The following is a 24,255-nucleotide window of genomic DNA, read 5'->3' as shown; positions in this document are numbered from 1 at the left end:
GATTATTTTGCTTTCACAGATAAAATTTTTACTGCTTCTGGTAATACTAATTTCCCATCAACACGTTGAGATGCAAGAAAACCAATTTGACCATTATTAGCATAAAGTTCATTGAGACGTTTAAAAGTACGTCCTTGGCGGTCAGCAATCCAGTAATATGAGAAATCTCCAAATGCAATGGCTTTATTCCCCTGTTCAGGGAGAGGTGCAAAGGTAGATGTATAGTATGGACGGTTAAGAATTAAATCTGGTTGTCCAGCTTGTGTAGACGGTTGCCAAATATAATTTCCGTTATTGTCTTTCAGTTTACGGATTGCTTTGACAGTTGTATCATGAAGAATCCATACTGCATTTTTACGATACGGAGCAGGAAGAGAATGATACAATTCAATCATGTCATCAAACGTAATGTCTTTAGTCGTCGTTGTAGGACCAGTAACATTTGCTTGCGTAAAGATTCCTGTTGGTTTCTTTGAGCCATCTCCAATAAGGAATGATTTCTCTTCTTCTGTACCAATACGTCGTGCAAACTCACTAGTCATATAGGATTCTAAATCAAATACTGAGTCATTTAACAATTCTTCTGAGATTCGAATAGCTGTTCCAATCTTATGTGAATCAAGTGTTACTTGACCAAATGTCTCATCAGTTTCAGGATAAAGTCCATTTTCATCCATCCATGACGCAGTTCCATGCCCTGTAACAACTGGAATCTTCCGCTCTCCACTTGATGTTTTAATGACGGTTGCTAGACTTCGGAAGAAATTCTCTTCTTGAAGACCTTGAACTAGTTTTTTCTCATACTCATCAGGTACTAAATGGCCACCCTCTGTATCTTCTCCAACACGAAGAACATCCTTAACATCAAAGAAGTTACGCTTACGGACATTCGTCCAAAAGGTTTTGGAATAGACATCAGACTTAGTTCCCTTCTTCTCATCTTCTACCTCACTATCTTTTAAGACAGTGGTAGGCTGTCTTGTCAAAGCCTGAGAAGTTGGTTGAGCAAGTTCTAGATCAATCTTTTCTTGTCGTTCTAAGCGAGCGATTTCTTGATTATAGCGATTGATTTTACTTTCCATTTCATCATAGCGTTGAGAATCTTCTTCTGAGACTAAACCATCTTCAGTTCGCACTGAGTCTAGGAAAGTTTTTGCTTGTTCCCAAGCTTGATTTCGTTTTTCTTTTAATTCAAGTAATTTAGACATAGGTTAGTTTTCCTTTCATTATTTCAATAAATCTAATCGTTTTCTTAACTGATTGAGAGGAGTCGTTGATAAAGGTTTGTAGCTATCTATTTTGGCTTGAAGTTTAACAACAAGGTTATGATCCGCAGTGGCTCTACTAAATGAATAACTGCTAATTTCTAGCTCTTCTTTAGGTTCATCTTTATCGAATAGAATCTTGTCCGCAAAGCCAAGTTCAACTGCTTTTCTCGCATTAAACCATGATTCAGAATCCATTAAATGTGAGATTTTTGCCCTAGATAATCCTGTTCTTAACTCATAGGCATTCACAATGGACTCTTTGATTTCCCCCAACATTTCAATAATCTTTTCCATATCTTTTGCTTCACCTTGTGCAATCGTCCACGGATTGTGAATCATCATCATTGCAACAGGACTCATGGATACTGTTGTTCCAGCCATGGCAATCACACTGGCAGCACTAGCGGCAAGGCCATCAATTATGACATGCACATTTCCCTTGTAATCCATCAGCATGTTATAGATTTGTGCTGCAGCAAAAACATCACCCCCTGGACTATTAATCCAGAGGGTGATATCACCTTTTCCTGCATTTAAATCATTTTTAAAGAGTTGTGGAGTAACTTCATCTCCAAACCATGTTTCATCAGCAATCTGTCCTTCAATACGAAGAGTACGAATATTCCCTTCGTCTGAAAAACTCCAAAATTTACGCATCTTCTTCCTCCTTTGATTATTCTTGAGGTTGTTCAATTACCTGTTTTGTCATAAAACCACCAGCATCTTTTAATTTAGTCATATTTCCGTTAATCAAATAAAGGTTTCCTCCTTCTTCATCTGTTAAAAGATTTAAATCTTCAAGTTCTCGAATATCATTTGTAGATAGCCAGCCATTCTGTCTTGCAATAGCATACCCACTCATACGACTTTGATAATCTCCACGTAATAAACCATCTACATTGAACTTAACAAAGTATTTCTTCTTTTCTTCAGGTAAAAAAAGAGACCTCTTGAAGGCCTGTTCTAAACGAACTACCCAAGGGTCTAATGTGTATTTAACAAACTCTAGTGATTGTTGCTCGATATTTGAAAATGAAGATTTTTCTAAATCACCAATCATATGTGGTGGTATCCTATACAAACGTGCAATCTCATTGATTTGAAACTTTCGAGTCTGTAAGAATTGCGCTTCTTCTGGTGGAATACCTATTTGAGTGTACTTCATTCCTTCTTCTAGAACTGCAACTTTATGTGCATTTGTGACACCGTTATAAACTGCATTCCAAGAATCACGTACTCTTTTTGGATCCTTCAAAATCCCTGGATGTTCCAATACACCACCAGGATTTGCACCATTTTTAAAGAATGATGCTCCGTAATTCTCTGTAGCCAAGGTCATTCCAATTGCGTTCTTTGCTAATGCGATGGGAGAATAACCAATCAATCCATCAAAACCAAGTCCTGGAATGTGAAGGACATCTTCTTGTTTTAAAATAACACTGCCTTTATCCTTGAAATTTGGATTTTCTTCGGTCAGGCGTTGATATTTGTAGTAAAGTTTCCCATTTTCATCACGGTGTACCGACATTTTATCTGGTAATAAGGGATATAAACTGATAACCTGACCACTCTTATCCCTTATGATTTGAATATAGGCATTACCCCATATCAAAAGATGAGTCATCAAAGTTTCACGAAAGACAAAAGAAGACATTTCTGGATTTGGTTCATCATGAAGTAAAAAATATAGAGGGTGTTCAAATTTTTTCTCTCTTCCATTAGGTGTTCTTTCGTAAATATGAATGGGTAGAGAGGCGACAGCCTCAGCTAATATTCGCACACAAGCATAAACAGCTGTAGTCTGCATGGCCTTAAACTCATCCACATTCTCCCCACTAGAAGTTCGTCCAAAGAGATAGGAAAAGTCCTGTCCCTCATAGCTATTACGCGGTTTATATCGTGATCTTTTTCTTCCAATAAATTCTAAAAATCCCATCTAATCCTCCATTTTTGAGTACAATAAAAGCACCTCTTTTGTGAGATGCTCTACGAATTAAAATTGAATTTACTTATTGAATAACTTAGCCCAATTCTGCTTGGAATTTAAAATTCTGGAGACATAAACCTCATATTTGTCGATATAATAAAAAGCTAAGTAATTTTCAATTGGCATATATCGATAACGTTTTCCGTCATCAGTTAATTCACCGTAACCTCGGCTCGACACCAAAGGGCATGCTTCTGGAAAGGTTTCTAAAGTTTCTAGCGCCGTTAGAATAAGGTCTAATTTACTATCGGCAGATTGTTGGCTGTAAAAATTTAGTACAATATAATCATGTATTTCTCTCAAGTCTTTCTTAGCTTGATCCGTAAGAGAAACATGGTAACGTTTATGATTACTCAAGTCCAAATTCCTTTCTTACATCTGCTAAAGACGTTAGTTTACCTTGCTCAATTTCTTGATGGCCCAACAAGATTTCCTTTTTCAAGTCTTCAAAAGCAACCTGATATTGAGTCTCTTGTGAATCACTAAATACGAACTCTTTGGGATCAACCGCACCTGTCGCAATTTTACGAAGTGCAGCATTAAAAATATCTGACAGGGTTAACTTTTCATCAGCTAAGATTTCTTTTGTTTGTTGGTAAAAAGTCGAATCTGCTCTAAAATTAACAGGTTGAGTACTTGCCATGATTAATACCTCTTTGTAAAGATGATTTGTAAATACATTGTATCATCTTTATATTTAAAATTCAACTAAAAGCTCAATATCCCTCTCTCATCATAGATACTACTATCATTATTTTGGTGTCGAATACATCTATCAATCCCCATTATAAGAGCAACAATTCCATCGATTTTTTCAATTGATTTCTCCTTATCTGGTTTGATATTGCCTGCAGGGTCTTGGCGCATGACTACGTTTTGCGACATCCATTTTAGAACTGGCTGTCCTCCATGTTGGATACGACCTTCCATCATTAGTTTGAATAATTCCTTTGACGGTGGACTCATATCCTTGTACCCCTGACCAAAAGGAATCATCGTCAGTCCCATATCTTCTAAATTCTGCACCATTTGTGTAGCATTCCATCTATCATAGGCGATTTCTTTTATATTGTATAGCTTTGATAATTCCTCAATGAACTTCTCTATAAAGCCATAATGAACAACATTACCCTCTGTCGTCTTTAGATAACCTTGCCGTTCCCATACATCATACAAAACATGATCCCTTCGACAACGAAGTTCAAGAGTATCTTTTGGTAACCAGAAATAGGGTAGAATGATGTAATTTTCTAGTTCATTCCTAGGTGGAAAAACTAAAACAAAGGCAGTGATATCGGATGTACTTGACAAGTCTAGTCCTGCATAACACTCACGACCTTTCAAACATTCAAAATTGATTGGTGCATCCCCTTTGTTGTATACATGTTCTGGAATCCAAGCAACTGTAGAATTTGTCCACATATTTAGCCGTAGTTGCTTGAATACATTTTCTTCAGCAGGATTATCAAGTGCTTGTTTATATGCTTCTCTGACACGGTCTAAGCCAATGGTATGACCTAATGACGGATTAGCTTTTAACCAGTTACTTTCGTCATTCCAGTCCTCTTCATCAGATAAACCATAAACGATAGGATAAAAAGATGTATCTTTCTTTCTACCGTTTAAAATATCAAGTGCTTTTGTGTGTAACTCGTAACAAATTGAATTCTTATCTGTTCCTGCAGTAGTAATGATGAAAAATAAGGGTTGTTCTCGTGCATCTCCTGAACCTTTAGTTAAGACATCATAAAGGTGGCGATTGGGTTGGGCATGTATTTCGTCAAACACGAGTCCTGAAACGTTGAGACCATGTTTTGTACCAGTTTCAGCGGACAAAACTTGATAGAAACCTGCATTAGAGTAGTTAACAATTCGTTTCGTAGCACCCATTATTTTTGAACGTTTCTCTAAAGGTCGACTCATTAGTACCATTTGTTTTGCTACATCGAATACAATAGAGGCTTGATTTCGGTCGCATGCAGCACCATAAACTTCTGCACTGGCTTCATTGTCTGCATAAAGTAGATAAAGAGCGATTGCTGCTGCTAGTTCACTCTTCCCATTCTTTTTTGGAATTTCAATATAAGCAGTTAGAAATTGTCTATTCCCATCTTCTTTAACAATCCCAAATATATCTCGTACTATCTGTTCCTGCCAAGGTAATAGTATAAACTTCTGACCTGCCCATTTTCCTTTGGTATGACAAAGGTTTTGAATAAAAGTCACTGCTCTATCAGCCTTACTTTTATCATAATGTGATGAAGCTAGCATAAAAGGAGTTGGTTCATAATGAAAAGTCATAGTAAACCTCCCAACAAATCTTCCATTTCGTCACCGTTACCAACCTCTGAATCCATAGTAGCTAAACGATTCCTAGCGGATGGGGTTAGACCAAATTGTTCACAAAACTTCAGCATAATTTTTAAATTAGTTTGACTAATTGAAACTTGTGGAACTTGCTGTAAATACCCATTTGGCGTCTTTAAGATAGAACCATGTTTTGATAAAAACTCCTCTGCTTCTTTCCACCGTGCGTAAGCTTGACAATAACCTGCAAATGCAGTCATATCCATTTCCGTCAGTAATCCCATTTGTTCCAATATTTTCCCCATCCGTTTCCATTCCCTCTTAGCATCTTCTTCAAGCCACTGGGGGCAACGTGGAGCCTTCTTTTGAGGTTTTACTTCATTCGTTGGGAGAGGCCGTTTACCAGGATTACCTTCTAGAACTTTTAAATTGGTAGGTTTCGGTTTACGTCCTCTAATTGCCACTAATTCACCTCCTAAAATAAAAAGAACTCACATCGAGTTCCAAATTATAATTTATTGTATGTATCCACTATTTCTTGATAGATAATTTTATCAAAATCATCCATTCGGTCAGTGATTTTACCATATTCATAATGAAAAACTATTTCTTTATTTCGTTTAATTTTTAGGATTGCTATCCAAGCTCCATCAATATGTTGATCATAAGTACTGTATTCCCTAAGAAACTCAATATGATAGTGCCGACAATTGAATTCTCTAGTTATCATTTCCCACATAACTATCCCAATTTCATTATTTTATCAATTCCGTAAAGTACATTTAAACTTTGTCCATTATCCCAATTCACTAAAATTGAACCAATATCATCAACACCAATTACCGTACCGAGAGTACCTATAGGTGGTGAGAATGGATCCTCCATTTCGAGTAATTTGACTCGAGTTCCATTGGGATACAATGATTTCAAAGTCTTCACTTTTAAATCATCCATAATACAACCTCTTCTCTTTTGTTTAGTACATATTAACTCTAAAGTTCATCTTTATCCAGTTATTTCTGATGATATTTTGAAGATAATATAGCACAACCAATAGCATAAACAACTGGTACTGTGACTCCGTTTCCTGCTTGTTTATAAAGTTGTGCATCTGAATTTACAGCTTTTGCCTTTTCAAATAAGTCATCATTAAAACCTTGAAGTCTAAAACACTCTTTTGGAGTAAGTCTTCTAATTTTGACAACACGACCATTCCAAACTACTGCGCCCATCTGGCAGCTACATGAAAGGTTGTGAGCTATTCCTCTCCCTACTCTTGCCCTTCTCGTTAATGAACTTGGATAAGAAAGATCAACCGAGTCACCAACCTCCGCCAATTGGTAACCTTGCTTTGTTCCGTTCCTAACCTTGATACCTTGTGTCAAAATTGGTTGAACCTCAAGCACTCCAGAGTTCATTACTGTACGCTTTGTTGTACCAGCAGTATAACGAGCAGTTATACATCTTGCTTCTTCAGTTAACTTTGGTCCAGTTAGCGATTGGTCAATCAGATATAGACCTGTCTTAGCTCCTAGTCCACCACCCTCTCCAACAAGTGTTGTTGCAATACCACTAGGGTCGTAGACACGGTAGCTTTGCATACCGCCTACAAGTTGCTTAAGATGGCTATTGCTTTCTCTGCTGAGAGGTAGTACTTGTCGTCGACCTTTTCTTCTATGATGTCCGAGAGTGTAGATGCGTTCTCTGTTTTGGGGTACTCCGTAATCTTTTGAGTTGAACACTTGCCACTCAAGGTCGTACCCTGCCTCGTCCAAGATAGAGAGATAGTCGAGATAATCTCGTCCCCCACCACTTGATAAAAGTCCTTTAACATTTTCAAGGAGAATCCATTCGGGTTTATCTTCTTCTTTTTGGCTTTTGATGAGTTCAACAAATGTAAAAAAGAGTCCACTTCGCTCACCGTATAGGCCGGCTCGTTTCCCTGCGATAGACACATTTTGACAAGGGCTTCCCGCACACCAGAGATCTGCTTTTGGTAATCGTGTTGGATCGATTGTTGTAATATCTTCATGAAACCATTCTCCTTTCGTATCATACATTGCTTCATAAGACTTGCGTGCAAACTTATCTTTTTCACAAAATCCTATACACTTCATTCCTGCCAATTCTAGCCCATGTCGAAAGCCACCAACTCCGGAAAAGAAATCTAGAAATGTTAGTGTCATACTTGTTCCTCCAACTCCTTTAACACTTGGTTATAAGTTAAAACCTCATGATTACGTTGTACGGTTACTTCAGTATCTCCTGTAACTTCTATATAGCGTTTAACAATGACATCCACAAACTTTTCATCCAGTTCGATTCCATAACAAACACGTCCAGTTTGGTCTGCAGCTATTAAAGTAGAACCAGAACCTAAAAATGGATCTAAAACTATTGTTCCACGCATAGAAGAGTTTTGAATAGGGTAAGCCATAAGTTGAATAGGCTTCATGGTTGGGTGGTCTTTGCTAGACTTAGGACGGTCATATTCCCAGATGGTAGTTTGCTTCCGATCACTAAACCACTGATGCTTTCCTTTTTTCTTCCACCCATATAAACAAGGTTCATGTTGCCATTGATATGGGCTACGACCTAATACAAGTGAGTTCTTCTTCCAGATGCAACACCCACTCAAATAGAAGCCAGCCTCTTTAAAAGCTTTGCGGAAGTTGAGTCCTTCCGTATCTGCATGAAAAACATAAATAGACGCATCATCTTCCATGTGATTTTCTACTTGAGTAAACATTGAAAGGAGAAACTGATAGAAGTCACCATCAGACATATTATCATTTAGGATTTTCCCAGCCGTCTCTTCAACGTCCACATTATAAGGTGGGTCCGTTACTACTAAATTAGCTTTCCTATCATCTAGCAACTGCTTATAGGTTTCAGCTTTTGTAGAATCACCACAAATGACTCTATGTTTTCCCAATTGCCAAATGTCCCCATGTCTTGATACCGTTGGTTTCTTCAATTCTTCTTCCACATCAAACTCATCTTCAGACAACTCCTTGTCATGGACATTGGAGAGGATGTCATCAATCTCTGGTGGCTCAAAACCAGTCAGGTCTAGACTAAAATCAGACTCCTGTAAATCCAAAAGTAAGTCCGCTAAGAGAGCTTCATCCCATTGACCTGTAATCTTATTGAGTGCAATGTTCAATGCTTTCTCATCTTCTTTGGGTAAATTAACGATGACGCACTTAGCAGTTTCATAGTCTAAGTCTTTAAGAACTGTCAAGCGTTGATGACCACCAATTACAGTTAAATCTTCATTGACAATAATAGGATCCACATATCCAAACTTAAGAAGCGACTGTTTAATCTTCTCATATTCTTTATCCCCTTTTTTGAGTTTCTTTCGAGGATTATAAGCTGCAGGCTTTAATTCTTTCAGAGAGAGTTCTTTTATTTCCATTGTTGGTTGGTTCGTCATTTTAGACTCCTTTGTAAAATCTTATCTGTATGTAGCAGGCATGGCTACAATACTTTCTATTAGGATTGGCATAAGATAAAAATGACCTACCACAACACTGGCAAGTCATTTCTTCATATGCAGTTAGTTCCTTATCATGCTCCTCTTGATGATTTTTCCACCAATTTATTCTGCACCTGTCTGAGCAAAATTTCTTCGGTCGTCCAGTTTTATTAGGAACCATAGGTTGAAAACATTGAGGACAGTTTGTACCATCTTGAACTCGTTTCTCAACCATCAAATACGGTAATGTTCCTTGTCCCTTTAACTCAGGATGTCTTTTACAATACTTCTTAACAGAGTCCTTAGATAGACCAATTGCTTTAGCAACTTCACCATATCCTAAACCATTTTTCCTAAGTAACCAAATTTGTTCTCGTTGAAAGTTATTCATACCTGTTCCTCACTTTTATACTAAAAAATAAGGTTATTTTCGTACCTAAATTTAAACAAATTTACGAAAATAACACTCACTTAATTCTATATTCTTACTGGATTCTTTACTATTTTGAATTGATTTTTATATCCCACCCTATCAATTTTGCGAAATTTTACGTTTAAGGGGGCGTCGGTCTTTTACTGACAATGATTTAGAGATTTTATCCCCCCTACCCCAAATTATAAAAGAGAGATATTTTTAGAACGTAACTACAATATCAAAACCGATAGGTATATTCCACATATCTATCAGTCGTCTTGGTCTTTCTATCATGACAAGATTTACAAAGGGCTTGCCAGTTAGATTGATTCCAAAAGAGTTCTTGGTCACCTCGGTGGGGACTGATATGGTCAACCACTGTCGCCTTGGTCAATCGACCTTCTCTTTGACAGTAAACACAAAGAGGATTGAGCTTTAAGTAACGAATCCGCGCTTTATTCCACCGTGAATTGTAACCTTTAGCTTTGGTTGTCTTGGCGTCAAGTGCGTGGTTAGTCTTGTGGTCATTGCAGTACTTGTTTCCATAGGTCACAAGGTTTGGACAACCATTCTGCTTGCAGGGAGTTCTTGGTCTACGTGGCATCTTACTGCTCCCAAGGAAGAGTTGGTTTCGTAAAATGTCCAAAACATGTAGATTGAGTGTAGTTAACGTTTAGAAGATCCAACTCCTTGATAATCCCTTTCGGTGTCAAATCGTAGCGTTCTCTAATCATTCCTACCAATTGTTTGCTCGTATAGTTACTTGTTCCAAATGTTTCTACATGAATAGAAACCGGTTCTGCTACCCCTATAGCGTATGCTAATTGAACTTCGCATCGTTTAGCATATCCTTCACGAACGATGTCTTTTGCAATCTTACGTGCCATATAAGCTCCTGAGCGATCCACTTTACTTGGATCCTTTCCTGAAAATGCACCACCACCATGATGGGCAAATCCACCATAAGTATCAGCGATAATTTTTCTTCCAGTAACTCCAGCATCTGCATAAGAACCACCAAGAACGAAACGACCAGTAGGATTCACTAAAACATTAAAATCAAGGTTTTGTTTATACTGTTTTGCAACTTTTATCATAGATTCTTTAACAATTACTCTTAGATTCTCAATTGTCATTTCATCCCTATGCTGAATTGATACTAAGAATGTTGTAATTCTTTTATTGTCATAATCATAAGAAACCTGTGCCTTAGCATCTTTCCCTAAGAGCGGATGCTGAAGTTCCATAAGATTCTCAAGAACACGAGTTGCTAAAACGTATGGAAGTGGTAAGCATTCGTCAGTTTCGTCAGTTGCATAGCCATACATCATCCCTTGGTCTCCAGCACCGCCGGTATCAACACCTTGAGAAATATCATCACTTTGTAATCCGATAAGATTCGTCACAATGATATTATCCATTCCTAGTGGTTTAACGACATTTCGAACAACTGTTTTTAAATCAAACAAGGCTGTTGTTTTCATTTCACCAGCAACCACTATATGATTATCTTTGATAAGAGTTTCTACTGCAACCCTGCTATTCTTATCTTGTTCTAAACATACTGTTAGAACTGCATCTGAAATCTGGTCACAAATTTTATCTGGATGGCCATTAGATACTTGTTCACTCGTAATAATCATTATTTCCTCCACGCAAAAAGCCTCCCCATTTGGGTAAGGCTCTGTTTTTTTTTATTTTGCTTTTCTACCTGCTTCATAGGCTTGTTCAAGCATTTCTTTCAATGCCCAAACGCTGATGTCATAAAAGTCAAGGCTATCGCTATTTCTCGTTTCTAGCGTTTCAGCGCCAATTCTATTTTTTGCGATTTTTGTTAAAATATCCTCTTTCTTCATGGTTTTATCCTCTTTCTTTTTTGTTGTAACCATATTACCTCTAAGAGCGGGATATATCCAGTCATTTGTGCATTATTTTAAAGATATTTTAAACTTTTAAAGTTTTCAAAATCACTTCAAGAATAGCTTCTTGTTCATCAGATTCTGGGTAGATATCCCATCCTCTGTCATAAGAAATGATAGTATTTTCAGCAACCTCAACCTCTAATTTGAATACACATCCTAAATCAATACCTACATCTGATGGTTGGTCACTGACTTTTGCTATGTAATCAACTATTTGTCCGTGATAATGAATCTGACCTCTGTTCCACATGATTATTCTCCTCTTATTTTTCTAGGTGTATATTACCGTAGAACCAGAATTTTATCCAGTGAACATAGTAGATTTACTACCTTTTTTGACATCTTAAGTATACCACAGTCATTTTTAAAAAGCAGTACCATCTTAGTAACAACTTAGTAACAGGGTAGTACCACCTTAGTAACACCCTAGTATCATTATCCATTTATACTCAAGGTTTTACCTGCAAAACGGTAATATTCTTTTACTTGTTTTAAGGCTTTTTGTCTATATCGACTAACTGTCATTCTAGAAACATTATGCTTAGGTAGTAACTCATCCCATGTCAATCCAACTAAGACTAAATCAACTACTACATCCCTCATAATTTCATCAACAGAAGAAACAGCAAGTTCAAAGAAATCTAGATCAGTTTTTAAATGACAGTACTTTTCAAACAATGACTCCTGATATTCTCTTTCCTCTGCTAAGAACTTATCATGAAAAGATAGAGCCATATTTTCTGTCCTAACATTTGTTTTACTCGTTTTAACACGTTCTTCATTTGTCTGTCTAGTAGCAAGTGAGTATAGAAAAGCATCTTCTGAAATGGGTTTATAGTTTTCAATCAAGTTCTTTGCAATTATTAAATCTCTTTTTGCATCTTGATAGTGTTGGAAATAGTAGTCTACTTTATCCATATCAACCTCCTACTTGTGCTTTTACTGCTTCAATCAAACGTGATTGTTGCGCGTCCTTAGCAGTTAAAGCTTTTAGAATATCATCATCAATTGTACCTTCCGTTACAATATGTTGGATAATGACTGTGTTTGCTTGTTGTCCTTGTCGCCAAAGTCGAGCATTGGTTTGTTGGTAAAGTTCAAGAGACCAAGTTAACCCAAACCACACTAAGTGATGACCTCCCTTTTGTAAATTTAGACCATGTCCTGCACTAGCTGGGTGTAGCAAACCAACAGTGATGTTCCCTTTATTCCATTCATGAATATCAGTTTCACTTTTAAGAACTGTACTTTTAACCCTAAGCTTGTTCAATCGTTCTTGAATACGAAGTAAATCATGCTTGAACCAATAAGCAACCAACACAGGTTCTCCATTTGCGGCTTCGATAATATCTTCAAGTGCATCTAGTTTTTGATCATGTAACTTGATAATTCTATGATCATCAGAATAAACTGCACCATTTGCCATTTGAACCAGTTTATTGGATAAACTAGCAGCATTTGCTGCTGTTACTTCAATTTCGTTAGAATCAGAAATAACAGATTCCTTTTTAAACTCTTTATATCTTTTTGCTTCTGCGTTTGTGAGATGGACTGATTTTTTCGTTGAGATTAATGTTGGCATTTGTAGATAATCCATTGCTTTCATAGAAATTGTGATGTCATCAATCTTGTCAAAGATTTGACACTCTGCATAGTCCATTGGAATATATTCATAGACGACGTTTCCATTTCTACGTCCCTCTCTAAAATAACGACTTCGGTATTCTCCGATAAAACGTCCCAAACGAACACCGCCATCAATGACCTTGAACTCCGCAAACAAATCCATCAATCCGTTGGAACTCGGTGTGCCTGTTAAACCTACCACTCGTTTCATGTAGGGGCGCATGGCCATAAAAGCTTTAAAACGTTTTGATTGCCATGATTTGAATGAACTTAATTCATCAATGACAATCATATCCCACTTGAAATGCGGATGACACTCTTCAACTAACCAAGGGATGTTTTCACGATTTACGATATAGATATCCGCATCTTTATGGAGTGCTGCTTGTCGTTGTTTGGGGCTGCCTACAATTTTTGAATATCTCAAATGAGACAGTTCTTGCCACTGCTCTATTTCGTCACTCCATACTGTATTTGCGACTCTAAGCGGAGCAATTACCAAGACCTTTGAGACCTCATAGCGGTCAAACATTAGTTCGTTAATGGCTGACAAGGTGGTAGCTGTTTTTCCCATCCCCATGTCTAAAATGACTGCTGCATAAGGAGTTTTTATGATGAAGTCTTTGGTGACTTCTTGATAGTCATGCAGTTTCAATTTCATCCAATATCCCCTCAATATCTTTCTTATTATCTAAAACATAGACTCGAAATCCTAAGTGTTCAAATAACTTATGCCGTGACACCTGCAAAGCTNTAGGATGTTGATTAGGTGCTTTTACTTCCACCAAACCAAACTTACTATTAGGTAAGAATACCAATCGGTCAGGTACTCCTGAAAAGGAAGGTGATACCCACTTTGGACAGATACCACCACGCTTTTTAACCTCACTTACTAACTTTTGTTCAATCACTTTTTCTCTCATACTTGTCCTCTCATCAGATTTAAATCGTGGAGGTCTAATGAGGTCATTTCCTAAACTTTCCTTATATACTTTTTCTTAGTTAAATTTCCTATAGAGATAGTTTTAGAAAAGACCATCATTGACTTACACTAATCAAAGAAATGGAAGTCGTGGAACTTAATCCATAAACTTTTTGACCATACTTCACAAATTATTTTTCACTGAATACTTCAACGACTTACACTCAAAAAATACTTGATTTAAAATCTAGTGGTGATACAGCTTCACTGTGTAAGTCATTAGTTTAGAAAGTCATCGTCGTCAGCTTTTAACGATAACCCCATAATAAAATTCCCTTTATTAGTCCGTTTTCGTTCATAACCAGCTTGATTAAGTGCAGCATAGAAATCAGTTGTACTTCGTGTGTATTCTAAATTTTGAAGGCAATATGTACGATACTTACTGTACAATTCTCCTGATTTCTCACTTAATGTTTCTCCCACGATACAACTTTCATTGATGAAATGCCCCAACCAGTCATTAGCTTCACGGTAGGATTTGACAGAATTTGTTACTGCTTTTGGAACTGATGTTTTAAAATTTGCTTTGATGGCTTTTTCCGCTCCTTCAATAATCCACGATAAAATTGCTGGTGCCGCATTGTCATACAAATAGTCCGCAAAGTTTTTGATGTCAGAGCGGCCAGTGATTTTAGCATTAAAAGGAATAACAACCAAACGTCGCCACGTTCCATCATCGTTCGCTCCTACTTTAGGCAGATGGTTAGTGTAAAGAACTAGCGTGTGTGACGGCACGAAGTGAAAAGGATCCTTGTACTTTTTCTCAGCTTGGATTTCATCAGTTGAAGTAATCTGCTTAACAACAGCTGTATTGAGTCTCATGCCTTCTGCCATCTCAGAAGCAATGACCAGTCGTTTCCCTTTTAGCTCAGCAAGCTCAGGACTCACGTTACGCTTGTTTGACATGGTTAAAGCATCCGCAGATAGTTTTCCTGAATAGCTCCCTAGCACACGAGCGATGGTATTCCAAAAAGTAGACTTGCCATTTGCTCCACCACCGTATGCGATAATCATGTGTTCTTGGTAGACCTTTCCAATAGCTACCATACCAATTATTTCTTGAACATAATCAATTAATTCTTGGTCATTACAGAAAAAGGTAGCCAATGTTTCCTGCCATAATCCCAGTCCCTGATCACTAGGAGAGATTGCGGTTATTTTAGTTATATAGTCTTCAGGATTATGTTCTTGTGACCCATTTATTCCTTTTCGTAAATCATAGGTAGCCTCTGGGGTATTGAGTAATAAGTCATCACTATCTAATTCTGACAATTCTACTGAAAGCATTGGTTTTGCTGTATTATAGACAGCCATCAAATTCTTATAGTCACGATGTTTCATAACAAATTTATGAAACTCTTTGGCTGCAAGATAGGCTTTTAAATATTTTAATTGGAGTGGAGTTTCAACTGCATTTTCTAGACGCTTTCCTCCTGCCTTAATGGTCAATTCCTCAATACCTGAAGACTGAAGTTGCTTCTCTGCAGATTCCAAGAGTACATTCGCTTCAGCAAGTTGTTCATCGGTAAAGTGTACAACTGCACCTAATGCCAACTGCTTATTCTCACGCCAGTGAGTTCCATCATAGTAAAGATAGTCCGTTGCATTGGTGTAAGCTAACTTCTTGGCATACTCTCTAGCAAGAACTCCCGCTTCCCCAACATCCGAGTAATCATCCGGTTTTAATGTTTCTCTATTGAAAGCATCTGGAGCCACATAACCTTGCGAGGTTTTAATAGTTCTGTTGTAGAATCGGATTGCACTTCCCCAGATGGTATCCAACTCTGCTTTATCAAGTGGCGGTACACATTTCTGTGCCTGCTCATCAAAGCCATCTCTTGCTTCTTGGGTCACGCCTAAACGTTTGAGAATCTTAGCCGCAAAAACCGACATTGTTGAATTACGACTCCCTTGCTGGATTGGACCACTTGGTGGAGTATAGAATTCTGCATCAAAATCTTCCTCGTCATCAATAGAAACAGCTTGAAACAAATCTTCATCAATAGTTAGCCATGAATCATGCCAAACAACTTCTGCTTGTGGATTTCCAAAGAAGAAACGTGCCGCATCTTTGGCATTATCATCAAAGAACTTGTACTGATTACAAAGTTCTTCCTTCATGGCCACATAGATATCCTTATCTGCCACCTCGTTGATTTGGAAGTAGATATGAAATTTAGGTCTTGGAACTTTTCCTGCCTTTACCTGCATATGACTTCGACTAGTTACCAAGGCAAAGTTGCAATCCGCAAAGATTTCTTTTAATCGCTCAACTGTCATCCATTCATCTGGATTTTCAGAATGGTCATTATCAATATCCATGACCAAAACGTCCGACTTGATAAAATTGGCATTTGAGCGTGCATTGTTTAAGAATATCCCTGCCACATGGTCAAATTGCACAACAGTTTGTAATGATATTTCATCAATAATGGTTACTTGATTGGGATAGACCGTGGTTGTCTGAACCCCAGTCTGTCCAGAATGAGATAAGGTAAATTGCATTATGCGCCCTCCAAATGTAATTAATGATATGGGGAGATTTTCCCTCCTACCTTAATAGGTAGAACTACGACTCATTTTTCCGCCTCTTAATAAAAATTTTTTCAAAAAAAATAATCTTCCTTTATATAGCTAGAGGAAGATTATTTTATTGCATAACAAATTAAAAAAATTTTTATAAAAAAGCGGAAAATTTCAACCCAGTATTACCTATATAGGTGTAAGAGATGAAAAACATCGATTCAAAAAAATTTTTAATAAAAACCGGAATTACTGTTCACATTTCTACCTAATAAGATAGGAGGTCACAAAATGACTAAAGAAATAACTGTGAATCACAATGATGAACTGGTCGATACTCTAACTGCCATCAGCGTCATCTCAAAGCAACTCGCTCGTAAGATAAAGGAGGAAGAAAACAATGAGCAAAATGAAAGAACTGAATAGACTAATTCATGATATGGAAGAAACCGCAAAGTACTACCTTCGCTTGGTGGATGAGTTCAAAAAACTCCTATCTAATGATAATGAAACAGTTCCTGAACCAATATCACCAAAATCTGAATCAAAAAGGGAAATTCAACTGGAGGATGTCCGTGCAGTCCTTGCTATAAAGGCAAAAGATGGCTTTAAGAATGAGGTTCGTGCTCTTCTAAATGCTTACGGTGCTTCTTCTCTATCAGCTCTTGACCCTAAATACTTTGCGACAGTCCTTGAAGAAGCTGGAGGGATTGGTAATGACTAACCACGCCATTCTATCTGCTTCTGCATCACATCGTTGGTTGAACTGCCCACCTTCCGTTCGGTTAACTGAAGATATGCCAGATGTGAACTCTGAGTTTGCCCTTGAAGGTACGGATGCTCACGAGTTATGTGCTTATCTAGTCGAGAAAGCTTTAGGTAGGAATGCGCGTGATCCAACTGAGGATTTAGCATTTTACAATCATGAAATGCAGGATTGCGCAGAAGAATACTGCAATTATGTCATGGAACAAATCGAGAAAGCCAGAGGCTACTCACGTGACCCTACAGTTCTTGTCGAACAACGACTGGACTTTTCTAAGTGGGTACCTGAAGGATTTGGAACTGGAGATTGCCTTATTGTGGCAGACGGACTTCTTCAGGTTATTGATTATAAGCACGGACTTGGTGTTCTAGTTGATGCAGACTATAACGCGCAAATGATGTGTTATGCACTTGGTGCTCTTGAGATGTTTGACGGTCTTTATGATTTTGATAAAGTTACCATGACTATCTTTCAACCACGAAAACATAACATATCTACCTTTGAGATAGAAAAGACTGAGTTGCTTAAATGGGCTGAAAATGTACTCGCTCCAAAAGCTGAACTTGCATTCAAAGGTGAGGGGGATATGCAGTCTGGTAAACACTGCCAATTCTGTAAACTAAAGAATATCTGTCGCAAACGTTCGGAGGATAATTTGGCTCTTGCCAAGATGGAGTTTGCAAATCCAGCTACTCTTGATAACGAGGACATTGCAGAGATTTTGCCTAAACTAGACTTGTTGATTTCATGGGCAAACGACATCAAAGCTTATGCATTAAATCAAGCCACAGATGGATATCCTATCCCAGGATACAAACTGGTTGAAGGTCGCTCAGTTCGTAAATTCTCAGATGAGTCAGCCGTTAGCCAAGCTGTGATTGAAGCAGGCTATGATCCTTATGAGAAGAAGCTGCTCACTATCACTGCCATGACAAAGTTACTTGGCAAGAAAACTTTTAACGACCTACTTGGTGGTCTCGTAATAAAACCAAGTGGTAAACCAACACTCGTTCCAATTGACGATAGCCGTCAAGAGATGAATCTAGCAAAAAATGAATTTAAAGAGGAATAACTATATGACAACTAAAGTAATTACAGGACCAAACACTCGCTTCAGCTACTTAAATGCCAACGAACCAAAATCTATCAATGGTAGCACTCCCAAGTATAGTGCCTCACTCATTATTCCAAAAGAGGATACTGTCACCATTAACAAGATTAAAGCAGCCATTGAGCAAGCTTACAAAGAAGGTGAGTCAAAACTCAAAGGCAATGGCAAATCTGTACCTGCATTATCTACTCTGAAAACTCCACTTCGTGACGGTGACCTTGAACGCCCTGATGATGAAGCATACAAAAATGCTTACTTCGTAAATGCTAACTCTCCGCATAAACCTGGTGTGGTTGATGGCAATCGTCAAGAAATCATTGATACTTCAGAATTGTACTCAGGTATCTACGGTCGTGCTTCTATTACCTTCTATGCTTTCAATTCTAATGGCAACAAAGGTATTGCTTGCGGTTTGAATAACTTACAAAAATTACGTGATGGTGAGCCGCTCGGAGGACGCACTCGTGCTGAGGATGATTTTGCGACTGAAGATGATGATGACTTTTTGAACTAGAAATGGAGAATTAGATTGATGATGTATACTATTTTAACTTGTACAATTATGGGACTTTGGGTGCTTATCGGACTATACTTCGGGTATATGACTATTAGAGATGATATTCGAAATGAATTGGAACGAAAGGCGAAGCAAAATAAAGAAAAACTTAGCCAAACACCACTCAGTCGAAAAAATAAATAGAACTTTAGGTGGCAGTACTTCTGTCACCTTTTTCAGAAAGGACGTACTATGCCAATTAAAGAACTCAGCATTGACATCGAAACCTATTGTGAGATTGACCTACGAAAATCTGGTGTCTATCGCTATGCGGAAGATGACAGTTTTGAAATCCTTTTGTTTGCTGTATCTGTCAATAATAGACCAGTGACTGTTTACGACTTAACTAAGGAGAAGTTACCACAAGATATTCTTGAAGCTTTAGTAAACGATAATGTTATCAAATGGGCTTTCAACGCTTCATTTGAACGAATTTGTCTATCCAACTGGCTCAAGAAACTTCATCCCGAATTGTTATCAGATGGATTTCTCTCACCAATTTCATGGAGGTGTAGCATGATTTGGTCAGCCTATTTAGGACTTCCACTCTCCCTTGAGGGAGTTGGAACAGTTCTCAAACTCAAAGACCAAAAGATGAGAGAGGGGACTGACCTCATTCGCTACTTCTGCGTACCTTGTAAGCAGACGAAAATTAACGGTGGACGGACACGTAACCTCCCTCATCACGCGCCTGACAAGTGGTCTACTTTTATCGATTACAACAGACGTGATGTTGAGGTCGAATTGGCCATCAAGGAACGGCTAAAAAACTTCCCAGTACCTGCCTTTATGTGGGATGAGTACCACCAAGATCAGATTATCAATGACCGTGGAATTGGTATTGACATTGACTTTGTTCAGTCGGCTATCAAAATTGATTCAGAGAGCAAAGCTAAAATCCAAGAAGAACTAAAAACCTTAACAGGCCTTGAAAATCCCAACTCTGTTCTGCAGATGATTGGCTGGTTACGAGAACACGAAGTAGCAACAGATTCTCTAGACAAAAAAGCTGTGAAAGAACTTCTCAAAACAGTTGATGAAACAACTGCTCAAGTTCTCAAACTTCGTCAGCAAGCTACCAAATCAAGTGTTTCCAAATACCAAGCGATGATGAACTGTGTTTGTAAGGACGGTCGAGCAAGAGGAATGTTTCAATTTTACGGAGCTAACCGTACAGGTCGATGGGCTGGCCGTTTGGTACAACTTCAGAATCTACCTCAGAACCACCTTTCTGACCTAGAGGAAGCTAGAAAACTTTTTAGAACTGGTGACTTAGAAGCTACTGAGCTACTCTATGACACTCAAGATACCTTATCGCAACTAATACGTACTGCTTTCGTTCCAAGTGAAGGAAAGAAATTCATTGTTTGCGACTTTTCAGCTATCGAAGCTCGTGTACTGTCCCACTTAGCTGGTGAGAGATGGCGTAGTAAGGTATTTGAACAAGGGAAAGACATCTACTGTATGTCTGCCTCACAAATGTTTGGTGTGCCTGTTGAGAAGCATGGACAAAATTCTGATCTAAGGCAAAAGGGAAAAATTGCGGAGCTTGCTTGTGGCTATGGTGGTTCAGTCGGTGCACTCAAAGCCATGGGAGCACTTGATATGGGACTAACTGAGAAAGAACTCCAACCACTAGTAAACTCTTGGCGTCAGGCAAATCCCAATATCGTTCTCTTCTGGTGGGATGTCGATAATGCCGTAAAGACTGCTGTAAAGGACCTAATTCCAACATCTGTTCATAACATTCAATTTGAAGTTAAAAGTGGCATTTTGTTCATCAGCCTTCCTTCTGGTCGTAAACTATCTTATATCAAGCCAAGAATTACCGAGAACCAGTTCGGTGGAGAGTCTGTCACATACGAAGGAACTGGAACTGCCAAACGTTGGGAGAGGTTAGAAAGTTATGGTCCAAAATTTGTGGAAAACATAGTCCAAGCTATCAGTCGTGACATACTTGCCTATTCCTTAAAACTGCTGAAAGAGTTCAAGATTGTAGGACATGTACATGATGAAGTAATAATCGAATGTCCAATGGAACAAAAACTTGATGAAATTGCAGCGTTGATGGGTAATGCGCCAGACTGGTTGTCTGATATTAACCTTCGTGCCGACGGATACGAATGCTTATTCTATCAGAAAGATTAGCAAAAAATCACCACCTCAAGTCGAGATGGTGATTTCCAATTATTGATTTAGTTCATTATAGACCTCCTTTGCCATTGCTTGTGCTTTCTTAATAGCAGCATATCCTTGGGTCTTTTTCAGACCAAGTTTTTCAATGATCTCTTGTTTACTAATCGTGATATCTTGGTAGATTAGCTTTAGGATTTTACCGTACTTTTCATTACGTTGGTATACAACATCAATCAATTCTTCTAGTGTTTCAATAAGCATCAGTTTCTCCTCGTGAGAAGGGATTCCAGTTGGATCGTAGCCAAATTTCTCATCATTATCCATTTTATCGAACATCTCATCTAAAGATAAATCATCATGCTTTCCTTTAGAATGACGGCTCAAGTATTCATTGGTATCCATGTTAAAGACACGAAGGGCATTCGCAAACTCATCTCGTTCAATAGGTACAAATCCAACAAGAATTCGCTTGCCATAAATGTTAAAAGTTTTAAGATTATCTCGATTTACATCCTTGTTAACTAGCATCGCTCTATCTCTAATTACGAATGGAGCTAGTACTTGTGAATCAGTAGGTTTTACACCATTATAAGACTTTTCACTTTGATAGCGATCTGGAGTGTATTTTGAGTTTCGATTTTGTTCATTAATTGACATGTCTTGTCACCTATTCCTTCGTTCACAAAGGAATTGGACATGCCAAAAGAACTATTAAATTTTATTTCTGACCACATCAGCAGTTCCTTTGCTAAATCATGGTCAGCTGGCTTTATAGCTGAACTGCTATTTCTTAAAGACACAGTTAAAGCCGATAACGTAGGAAAAATTCCTCGTTACAAAGTATCTTTAAGAAGACATTAGAATGTAGGATTAATCTTTACAGTATTAGTATAGAACATTAAAACTATTAAAAATAGGTAGTCTAGACTTCCGTAGCTAAACCCTATTGGTTATAATGTTTTTAATAAGATAAAGCCTTGAAATAATCAATTAATGAGCAAAAAGCGGAAATTGAATCTCCGCTTTTTTGATAAAAAAATAAGACCATCATAAATTTGATGGTCTATAGTGTCTTCATTTGTGCTGCTTGTAATATTGTATTAATTTCAGCTAATGGTTTGTAATAACTTGTCGTTAGTAACATTTTATAAACTTGATGCTGGTGAATTTTAGTTAATTTATGTCCCGCCTTTTCAAGCATATCCTCACTAATAGGTAGCATAAGTTTTAAAGCAAAACAAAATGCCAATGCTAACTCAAGCCTAGGTAGATTATCTTCTTTGGTTTCATAATCTCTTAGAGTTCTGTCCGTAATACCAACAATTTTAGCCAATAATGGTTGAGAGCATTTTTTTCGCTCTCTATGTCTTCGTAATGTCCCTGAAAATTCAAAAGGTAATTCCTTTAATAAATCAGAAATATTTTTTGAAAGTTTCACCATTTCTAAAGGTGGTAACTGATCCATTAAGCTCGGATTCTGTAAAATCTCCACAAAGTCAGCTTTTATTTCGCTCTCTCTTGTGACCCCACGATTTAATACATAATCATAATAGTCTTCATCAGAGATGGCAGTAAATTTCTTAGATTTTACCTTGAAAAGGAGACAACATTCATCCATATGTTCATAAGCATAATCAGTCATAACTGGGCCATCTTTTGTCATGGAAATATATTTTTTATCTTTTAAACAAAGATGGTTATCAATGTAAAGAAACTTATTTCCATCGATGATTTTTCTGAATGATTCATTGAAACAATACTCAAAACATAAATCATTCGATGTGATTGTATAGCTACTTCCATTATCAAAAGCTTCAAGCTCAAAAGCGAAATTGTGCATATACCTATCATCTAAGTAATTGTAAACTCCATTTGCTTCTTTGAATCCCAAGTCAATCATTCTAATTTTTGCTGCCTGCTTGGATACATTAAAGAATTCAGCAAGTTCATCAACCACTTCACGTACAAGTTCAGAGCGACTGATATCAGGATTCACTAAGGTTAAAGTTCGAAATAACTCTCTAATCTTAATTTTCGTTTGAACTTTTGGCATAAGGATTCGAGGAGCAATCCCATTAGCATGCCACTCCATCCAATCAAGTGGAGACCACATGCTAGAATCTGCTTGATTTTCCTCTGTCCAACTACTAGATACCGAGTGTCTGTTATCAAGTATCATTCTTACTTCGTGAAATACTTTATGTAATTCCCAGTGCACACACTCATGAATTACTGTATTATTGAAAGAACCAACATTTCTCTTATAGACAACATCTTTATCTACCAAGATACTTCCTTTGTTAAAAGGCTTAGAGACAGGTTGGTCATTTTCAATCACCTCTACTTTAGTATCTTTAAAAACCATTTTTCCAAAAACTGAGTCGTCTAATGTTAACTTCTCTCGATGTATTGAAAGTCCCATCTCCGCTACGATTAACTCAACTGGTATAGGAGTTGGTTGCCTAAGTGCTACAGGATAATATTTCTTTAGAAATGATTCTGCAATGTTATCAAATTCTTTCTTAGGGATGTACGGAACCCAATCCCTACTAAGCATCAAATTTCTATTTTTTTTATATTGGTCAGATTTAAACTCTGCGTTGTAAATATTAAAGACCTTTATACCTGAATCAAGCTCCATATCTACATAGACTGAAACGTACTTCGATTTCGTATCAAGTTCCATTTCCCCTTTGATGTACTGACGAACAATAACATCCGCAATCACAATAATTTCAAGTTTCAGTTTAGAATTATCAACTACTTCATAGTAAATCTTATAAAGTTCGAAATCATCAAACTCAATATATCCATTTGGTTCAGGTACCATGTATGTAGATAAATCAGTATTATCCTTATTATTGAAAATGAAACCTCTAACAGTTTTTATGATTAAATCCTGGTAAGTATCAAAAATATATTTATCGAACACTAGTTACCTCCGAGAACACTTACAATTATTTTCTAGAAAATTATACCACATTTTGCAAGCGCTTATAAACTATGATATAATTAATTGGAATTAACTCATTGGGAGGTATAAATGCTAAAGAATTTAAAAAAATTTCTACTCAAAGAAATCCCCAAAAAGATAAGCGAGCATGATTTGAACAGTTACGAAAATTTTGGAAAAATGATTGAGGATCACATTTCTGACATTATCGAAGAATATCTT

Annotated in this window: 27 protein-coding genes; 6 read left to right on the top strand and 21 right to left on the bottom strand. The window is 37.4% G+C overall.

All coding sequences use genetic code 11. The features are described from left to right. Window positions 1–2: 2 nt before the first annotated feature. The 19 genes from D8847_RS07610 to D8847_RS07515 form a co-directional block, all read right to left on the bottom strand. A complete protein-coding gene (locus D8847_RS07610) occupies window positions 3–1,208 on the bottom strand; it encodes a phage major capsid protein (protein WP_125841180.1) in 1,206 nt (401 codons plus the stop codon). An 18-nt stretch (window positions 1,209–1,226) separates the two neighbouring features. Then, a complete protein-coding gene (locus D8847_RS07605; RefSeq protein ID WP_061421029.1) occupies window positions 1,227–1,925 on the bottom strand; it encodes a head maturation protease, ClpP-related in 699 nt (232 codons plus the stop codon). Between the two features lie 16 nt (window positions 1,926–1,941). After that, window positions 1,942–3,204, bottom strand: a complete 1,263-nt coding sequence (locus D8847_RS07600) for a phage portal protein (protein ID WP_125841179.1) — start codon at window positions 3,202–3,204, stop codon at window positions 1,942–1,944. A 69-nt stretch (window positions 3,205–3,273) separates the two neighbouring features. Next, window positions 3,274–3,612, bottom strand: a complete 339-nt coding sequence (locus tag D8847_RS07595; RefSeq protein ID WP_006153450.1) for a type II toxin-antitoxin system RelE/ParE family toxin — start codon at window positions 3,610–3,612, stop codon at window positions 3,274–3,276. Further along, complete coding sequence (locus D8847_RS07590) at window positions 3,605–3,898, bottom strand: antitoxin (RefSeq protein ID WP_045615998.1); 294 nt, start codon at window positions 3,896–3,898, stop codon at window positions 3,605–3,607. The genes D8847_RS07595 and D8847_RS07590 overlap by 8 nt, the downstream gene beginning before the upstream one ends. 65 nt (window positions 3,899–3,963) lie before the next feature. Then, window positions 3,964–5,556: a terminase large subunit gene (locus D8847_RS07585; protein ID WP_125841178.1), complete on the bottom strand. Its 1,593-nt coding sequence runs from the start codon at window positions 5,554–5,556 to the stop codon at window positions 3,964–3,966. Then, on the bottom strand, window positions 5,553–6,026 hold the full coding sequence (locus D8847_RS07580) for a phage terminase small subunit P27 family (protein ID WP_001007670.1): 474 nt from the start codon (window positions 6,024–6,026) through the stop codon (window positions 5,553–5,555). Before D8847_RS07580 ends, D8847_RS07585 begins: the two co-directional genes overlap by 4 nt. A gap of 277 nt (window positions 6,027–6,303) precedes the next feature. Continuing rightward, window positions 6,304–6,516: a DUF4314 domain-containing protein gene (locus D8847_RS07570; RefSeq protein WP_125841176.1), complete on the bottom strand. Its 213-nt coding sequence runs from the start codon at window positions 6,514–6,516 to the stop codon at window positions 6,304–6,306. A 59-nt stretch (window positions 6,517–6,575) separates the two neighbouring features. After that, entirely contained in the window at window positions 6,576–7,748 is a 1,173-nt protein-coding gene (locus tag D8847_RS07565) for a DNA cytosine methyltransferase (protein WP_125841175.1), read from the bottom strand. Continuing rightward, window positions 7,745–9,001 (bottom strand): site-specific DNA-methyltransferase, encoded by a 1,257-nt coding sequence (locus tag D8847_RS07560; protein ID WP_125841174.1) that lies wholly within the window; start codon window positions 8,999–9,001, stop codon window positions 7,745–7,747. Before D8847_RS07560 ends, D8847_RS07565 begins: the two co-directional genes overlap by 4 nt. A gap of 1 nt (window position 9,002) precedes the next feature. Further along, on the bottom strand, window positions 9,003–9,434 hold the full coding sequence (locus D8847_RS07555) for a helix-turn-helix domain-containing protein (protein ID WP_125841173.1): 432 nt from the start codon (window positions 9,432–9,434) through the stop codon (window positions 9,003–9,005). A gap of 262 nt (window positions 9,435–9,696) precedes the next feature. Further along, window positions 9,697–10,062, bottom strand: coding sequence for an HNH endonuclease (locus D8847_RS07550; RefSeq protein ID WP_125841172.1), 366 nt, complete (start codon window positions 10,060–10,062; stop codon window positions 9,697–9,699). Window position 10,063: 1 nt separating this feature from the next. Continuing rightward, window positions 10,064–11,101 (bottom strand): methionine adenosyltransferase, encoded by a 1,038-nt coding sequence (gene metK, locus D8847_RS07545; RefSeq protein ID WP_125841171.1) that lies wholly within the window; start codon window positions 11,099–11,101, stop codon window positions 10,064–10,066. Window positions 11,102–11,152: 51 nt separating this feature from the next. Beyond that, the gene (locus D8847_RS07540; RefSeq protein ID WP_049520278.1) at window positions 11,153–11,347 is read right to left on the bottom strand and encodes a DUF6900 domain-containing protein; all 195 of its coding nucleotides are present in this window, start codon (window positions 11,345–11,347) and stop codon (window positions 11,153–11,155) included. Window positions 11,348–11,402: 55 nt separating this feature from the next. After that, entirely contained in the window at window positions 11,403–11,630 is a 228-nt protein-coding gene (locus tag D8847_RS07535; protein ID WP_125841170.1) for a DUF7678 domain-containing protein, read from the bottom strand. A gap of 185 nt (window positions 11,631–11,815) precedes the next feature. Further along, complete coding sequence (locus D8847_RS07530) at window positions 11,816–12,298, bottom strand: hypothetical protein (protein WP_006153945.1); 483 nt, start codon at window positions 12,296–12,298, stop codon at window positions 11,816–11,818. A 1-nt stretch (window position 12,299) separates the two neighbouring features. Continuing rightward, a complete protein-coding gene (locus D8847_RS07525) occupies window positions 12,300–13,667 on the bottom strand; it encodes a DEAD/DEAH box helicase (protein WP_125841169.1) in 1,368 nt (455 codons plus the stop codon). Further along, window positions 13,648–13,929, bottom strand: a complete 282-nt coding sequence (locus D8847_RS07520; protein ID WP_125841168.1) for a VRR-NUC domain-containing protein — start codon at window positions 13,927–13,929, stop codon at window positions 13,648–13,650. The genes D8847_RS07525 and D8847_RS07520 overlap by 20 nt, the downstream gene beginning before the upstream one ends. 278 nt (window positions 13,930–14,207) lie before the next feature. Continuing rightward, the gene (locus D8847_RS07515; RefSeq protein ID WP_125841167.1) at window positions 14,208–16,493 is read right to left on the bottom strand and encodes a phage/plasmid primase, P4 family; all 2,286 of its coding nucleotides are present in this window, start codon (window positions 16,491–16,493) and stop codon (window positions 14,208–14,210) included. A 309-nt stretch (window positions 16,494–16,802) separates the two neighbouring features. On the opposite strand from D8847_RS07515, the gene D8847_RS10805 reads away from it, so the two are divergent. From D8847_RS10805 to D8847_RS07495, 5 genes are all read left to right on the top strand, one after another. Next, window positions 16,803–16,937 carry a hypothetical protein gene (locus D8847_RS10805; RefSeq protein WP_255296299.1) on the top strand — a complete coding sequence of 45 codons (135 nt, stop codon included), beginning with the start codon at window positions 16,803–16,805 and terminating at the stop codon, window positions 16,935–16,937. After that, entirely contained in the window at window positions 16,912–17,235 is a 324-nt protein-coding gene (locus D8847_RS07510; RefSeq protein WP_125841166.1) for a hypothetical protein, read from the top strand. Before D8847_RS10805 ends, D8847_RS07510 begins: the two co-directional genes overlap by 26 nt. Next, window positions 17,228–18,349, top strand: a complete 1,122-nt coding sequence (locus D8847_RS07505) for a DUF2800 domain-containing protein (protein ID WP_125841165.1) — start codon at window positions 17,228–17,230, stop codon at window positions 18,347–18,349. Before D8847_RS07510 ends, D8847_RS07505 begins: the two co-directional genes overlap by 8 nt. A gap of 4 nt (window positions 18,350–18,353) precedes the next feature. Further along, a complete protein-coding gene (locus D8847_RS07500) occupies window positions 18,354–18,902 on the top strand; it encodes a DUF2815 family protein (protein WP_046391433.1) in 549 nt (182 codons plus the stop codon). A 234-nt stretch (window positions 18,903–19,136) separates the two neighbouring features. Next, window positions 19,137–21,092 (top strand): DNA polymerase, encoded by a 1,956-nt coding sequence (locus tag D8847_RS07495; protein WP_125841164.1) that lies wholly within the window; start codon window positions 19,137–19,139, stop codon window positions 21,090–21,092. A gap of 39 nt (window positions 21,093–21,131) precedes the next feature. On the opposite strand, the gene D8847_RS07490 is transcribed toward D8847_RS07495, so the two are convergent. Beyond that, window positions 21,132–21,737: a hypothetical protein gene (locus D8847_RS07490; protein WP_125841163.1), complete on the bottom strand. Its 606-nt coding sequence runs from the start codon at window positions 21,735–21,737 to the stop codon at window positions 21,132–21,134. A 39-nt stretch (window positions 21,738–21,776) separates the two neighbouring features. Between D8847_RS07490 and D8847_RS10650 the strand changes: the two genes are divergently transcribed. Then, window positions 21,777–21,941 carry a hypothetical protein gene (locus D8847_RS10650; protein WP_156672168.1) on the top strand — a complete coding sequence of 55 codons (165 nt, stop codon included), beginning with the start codon at window positions 21,777–21,779 and terminating at the stop codon, window positions 21,939–21,941. Between the two features lie 202 nt (window positions 21,942–22,143). On the opposite strand, the gene D8847_RS07485 is transcribed toward D8847_RS10650, so the two are convergent. Next, window positions 22,144–24,012, bottom strand: coding sequence for a helix-turn-helix domain-containing protein (locus D8847_RS07485; RefSeq protein WP_125841162.1), 1,869 nt, complete (start codon window positions 24,010–24,012; stop codon window positions 22,144–22,146). Between the last annotated feature and the right edge of the window lie 243 nt (window positions 24,013–24,255).

Source organism: Streptococcus mitis, from assembly GCF_003942795.1.
Lineage (GTDB): Bacteria > Bacillota > Bacilli > Lactobacillales > Streptococcaceae > Streptococcus > Streptococcus mitis_BJ.
This window is presented reverse-complemented; position numbering and strand designations above follow the sequence as displayed.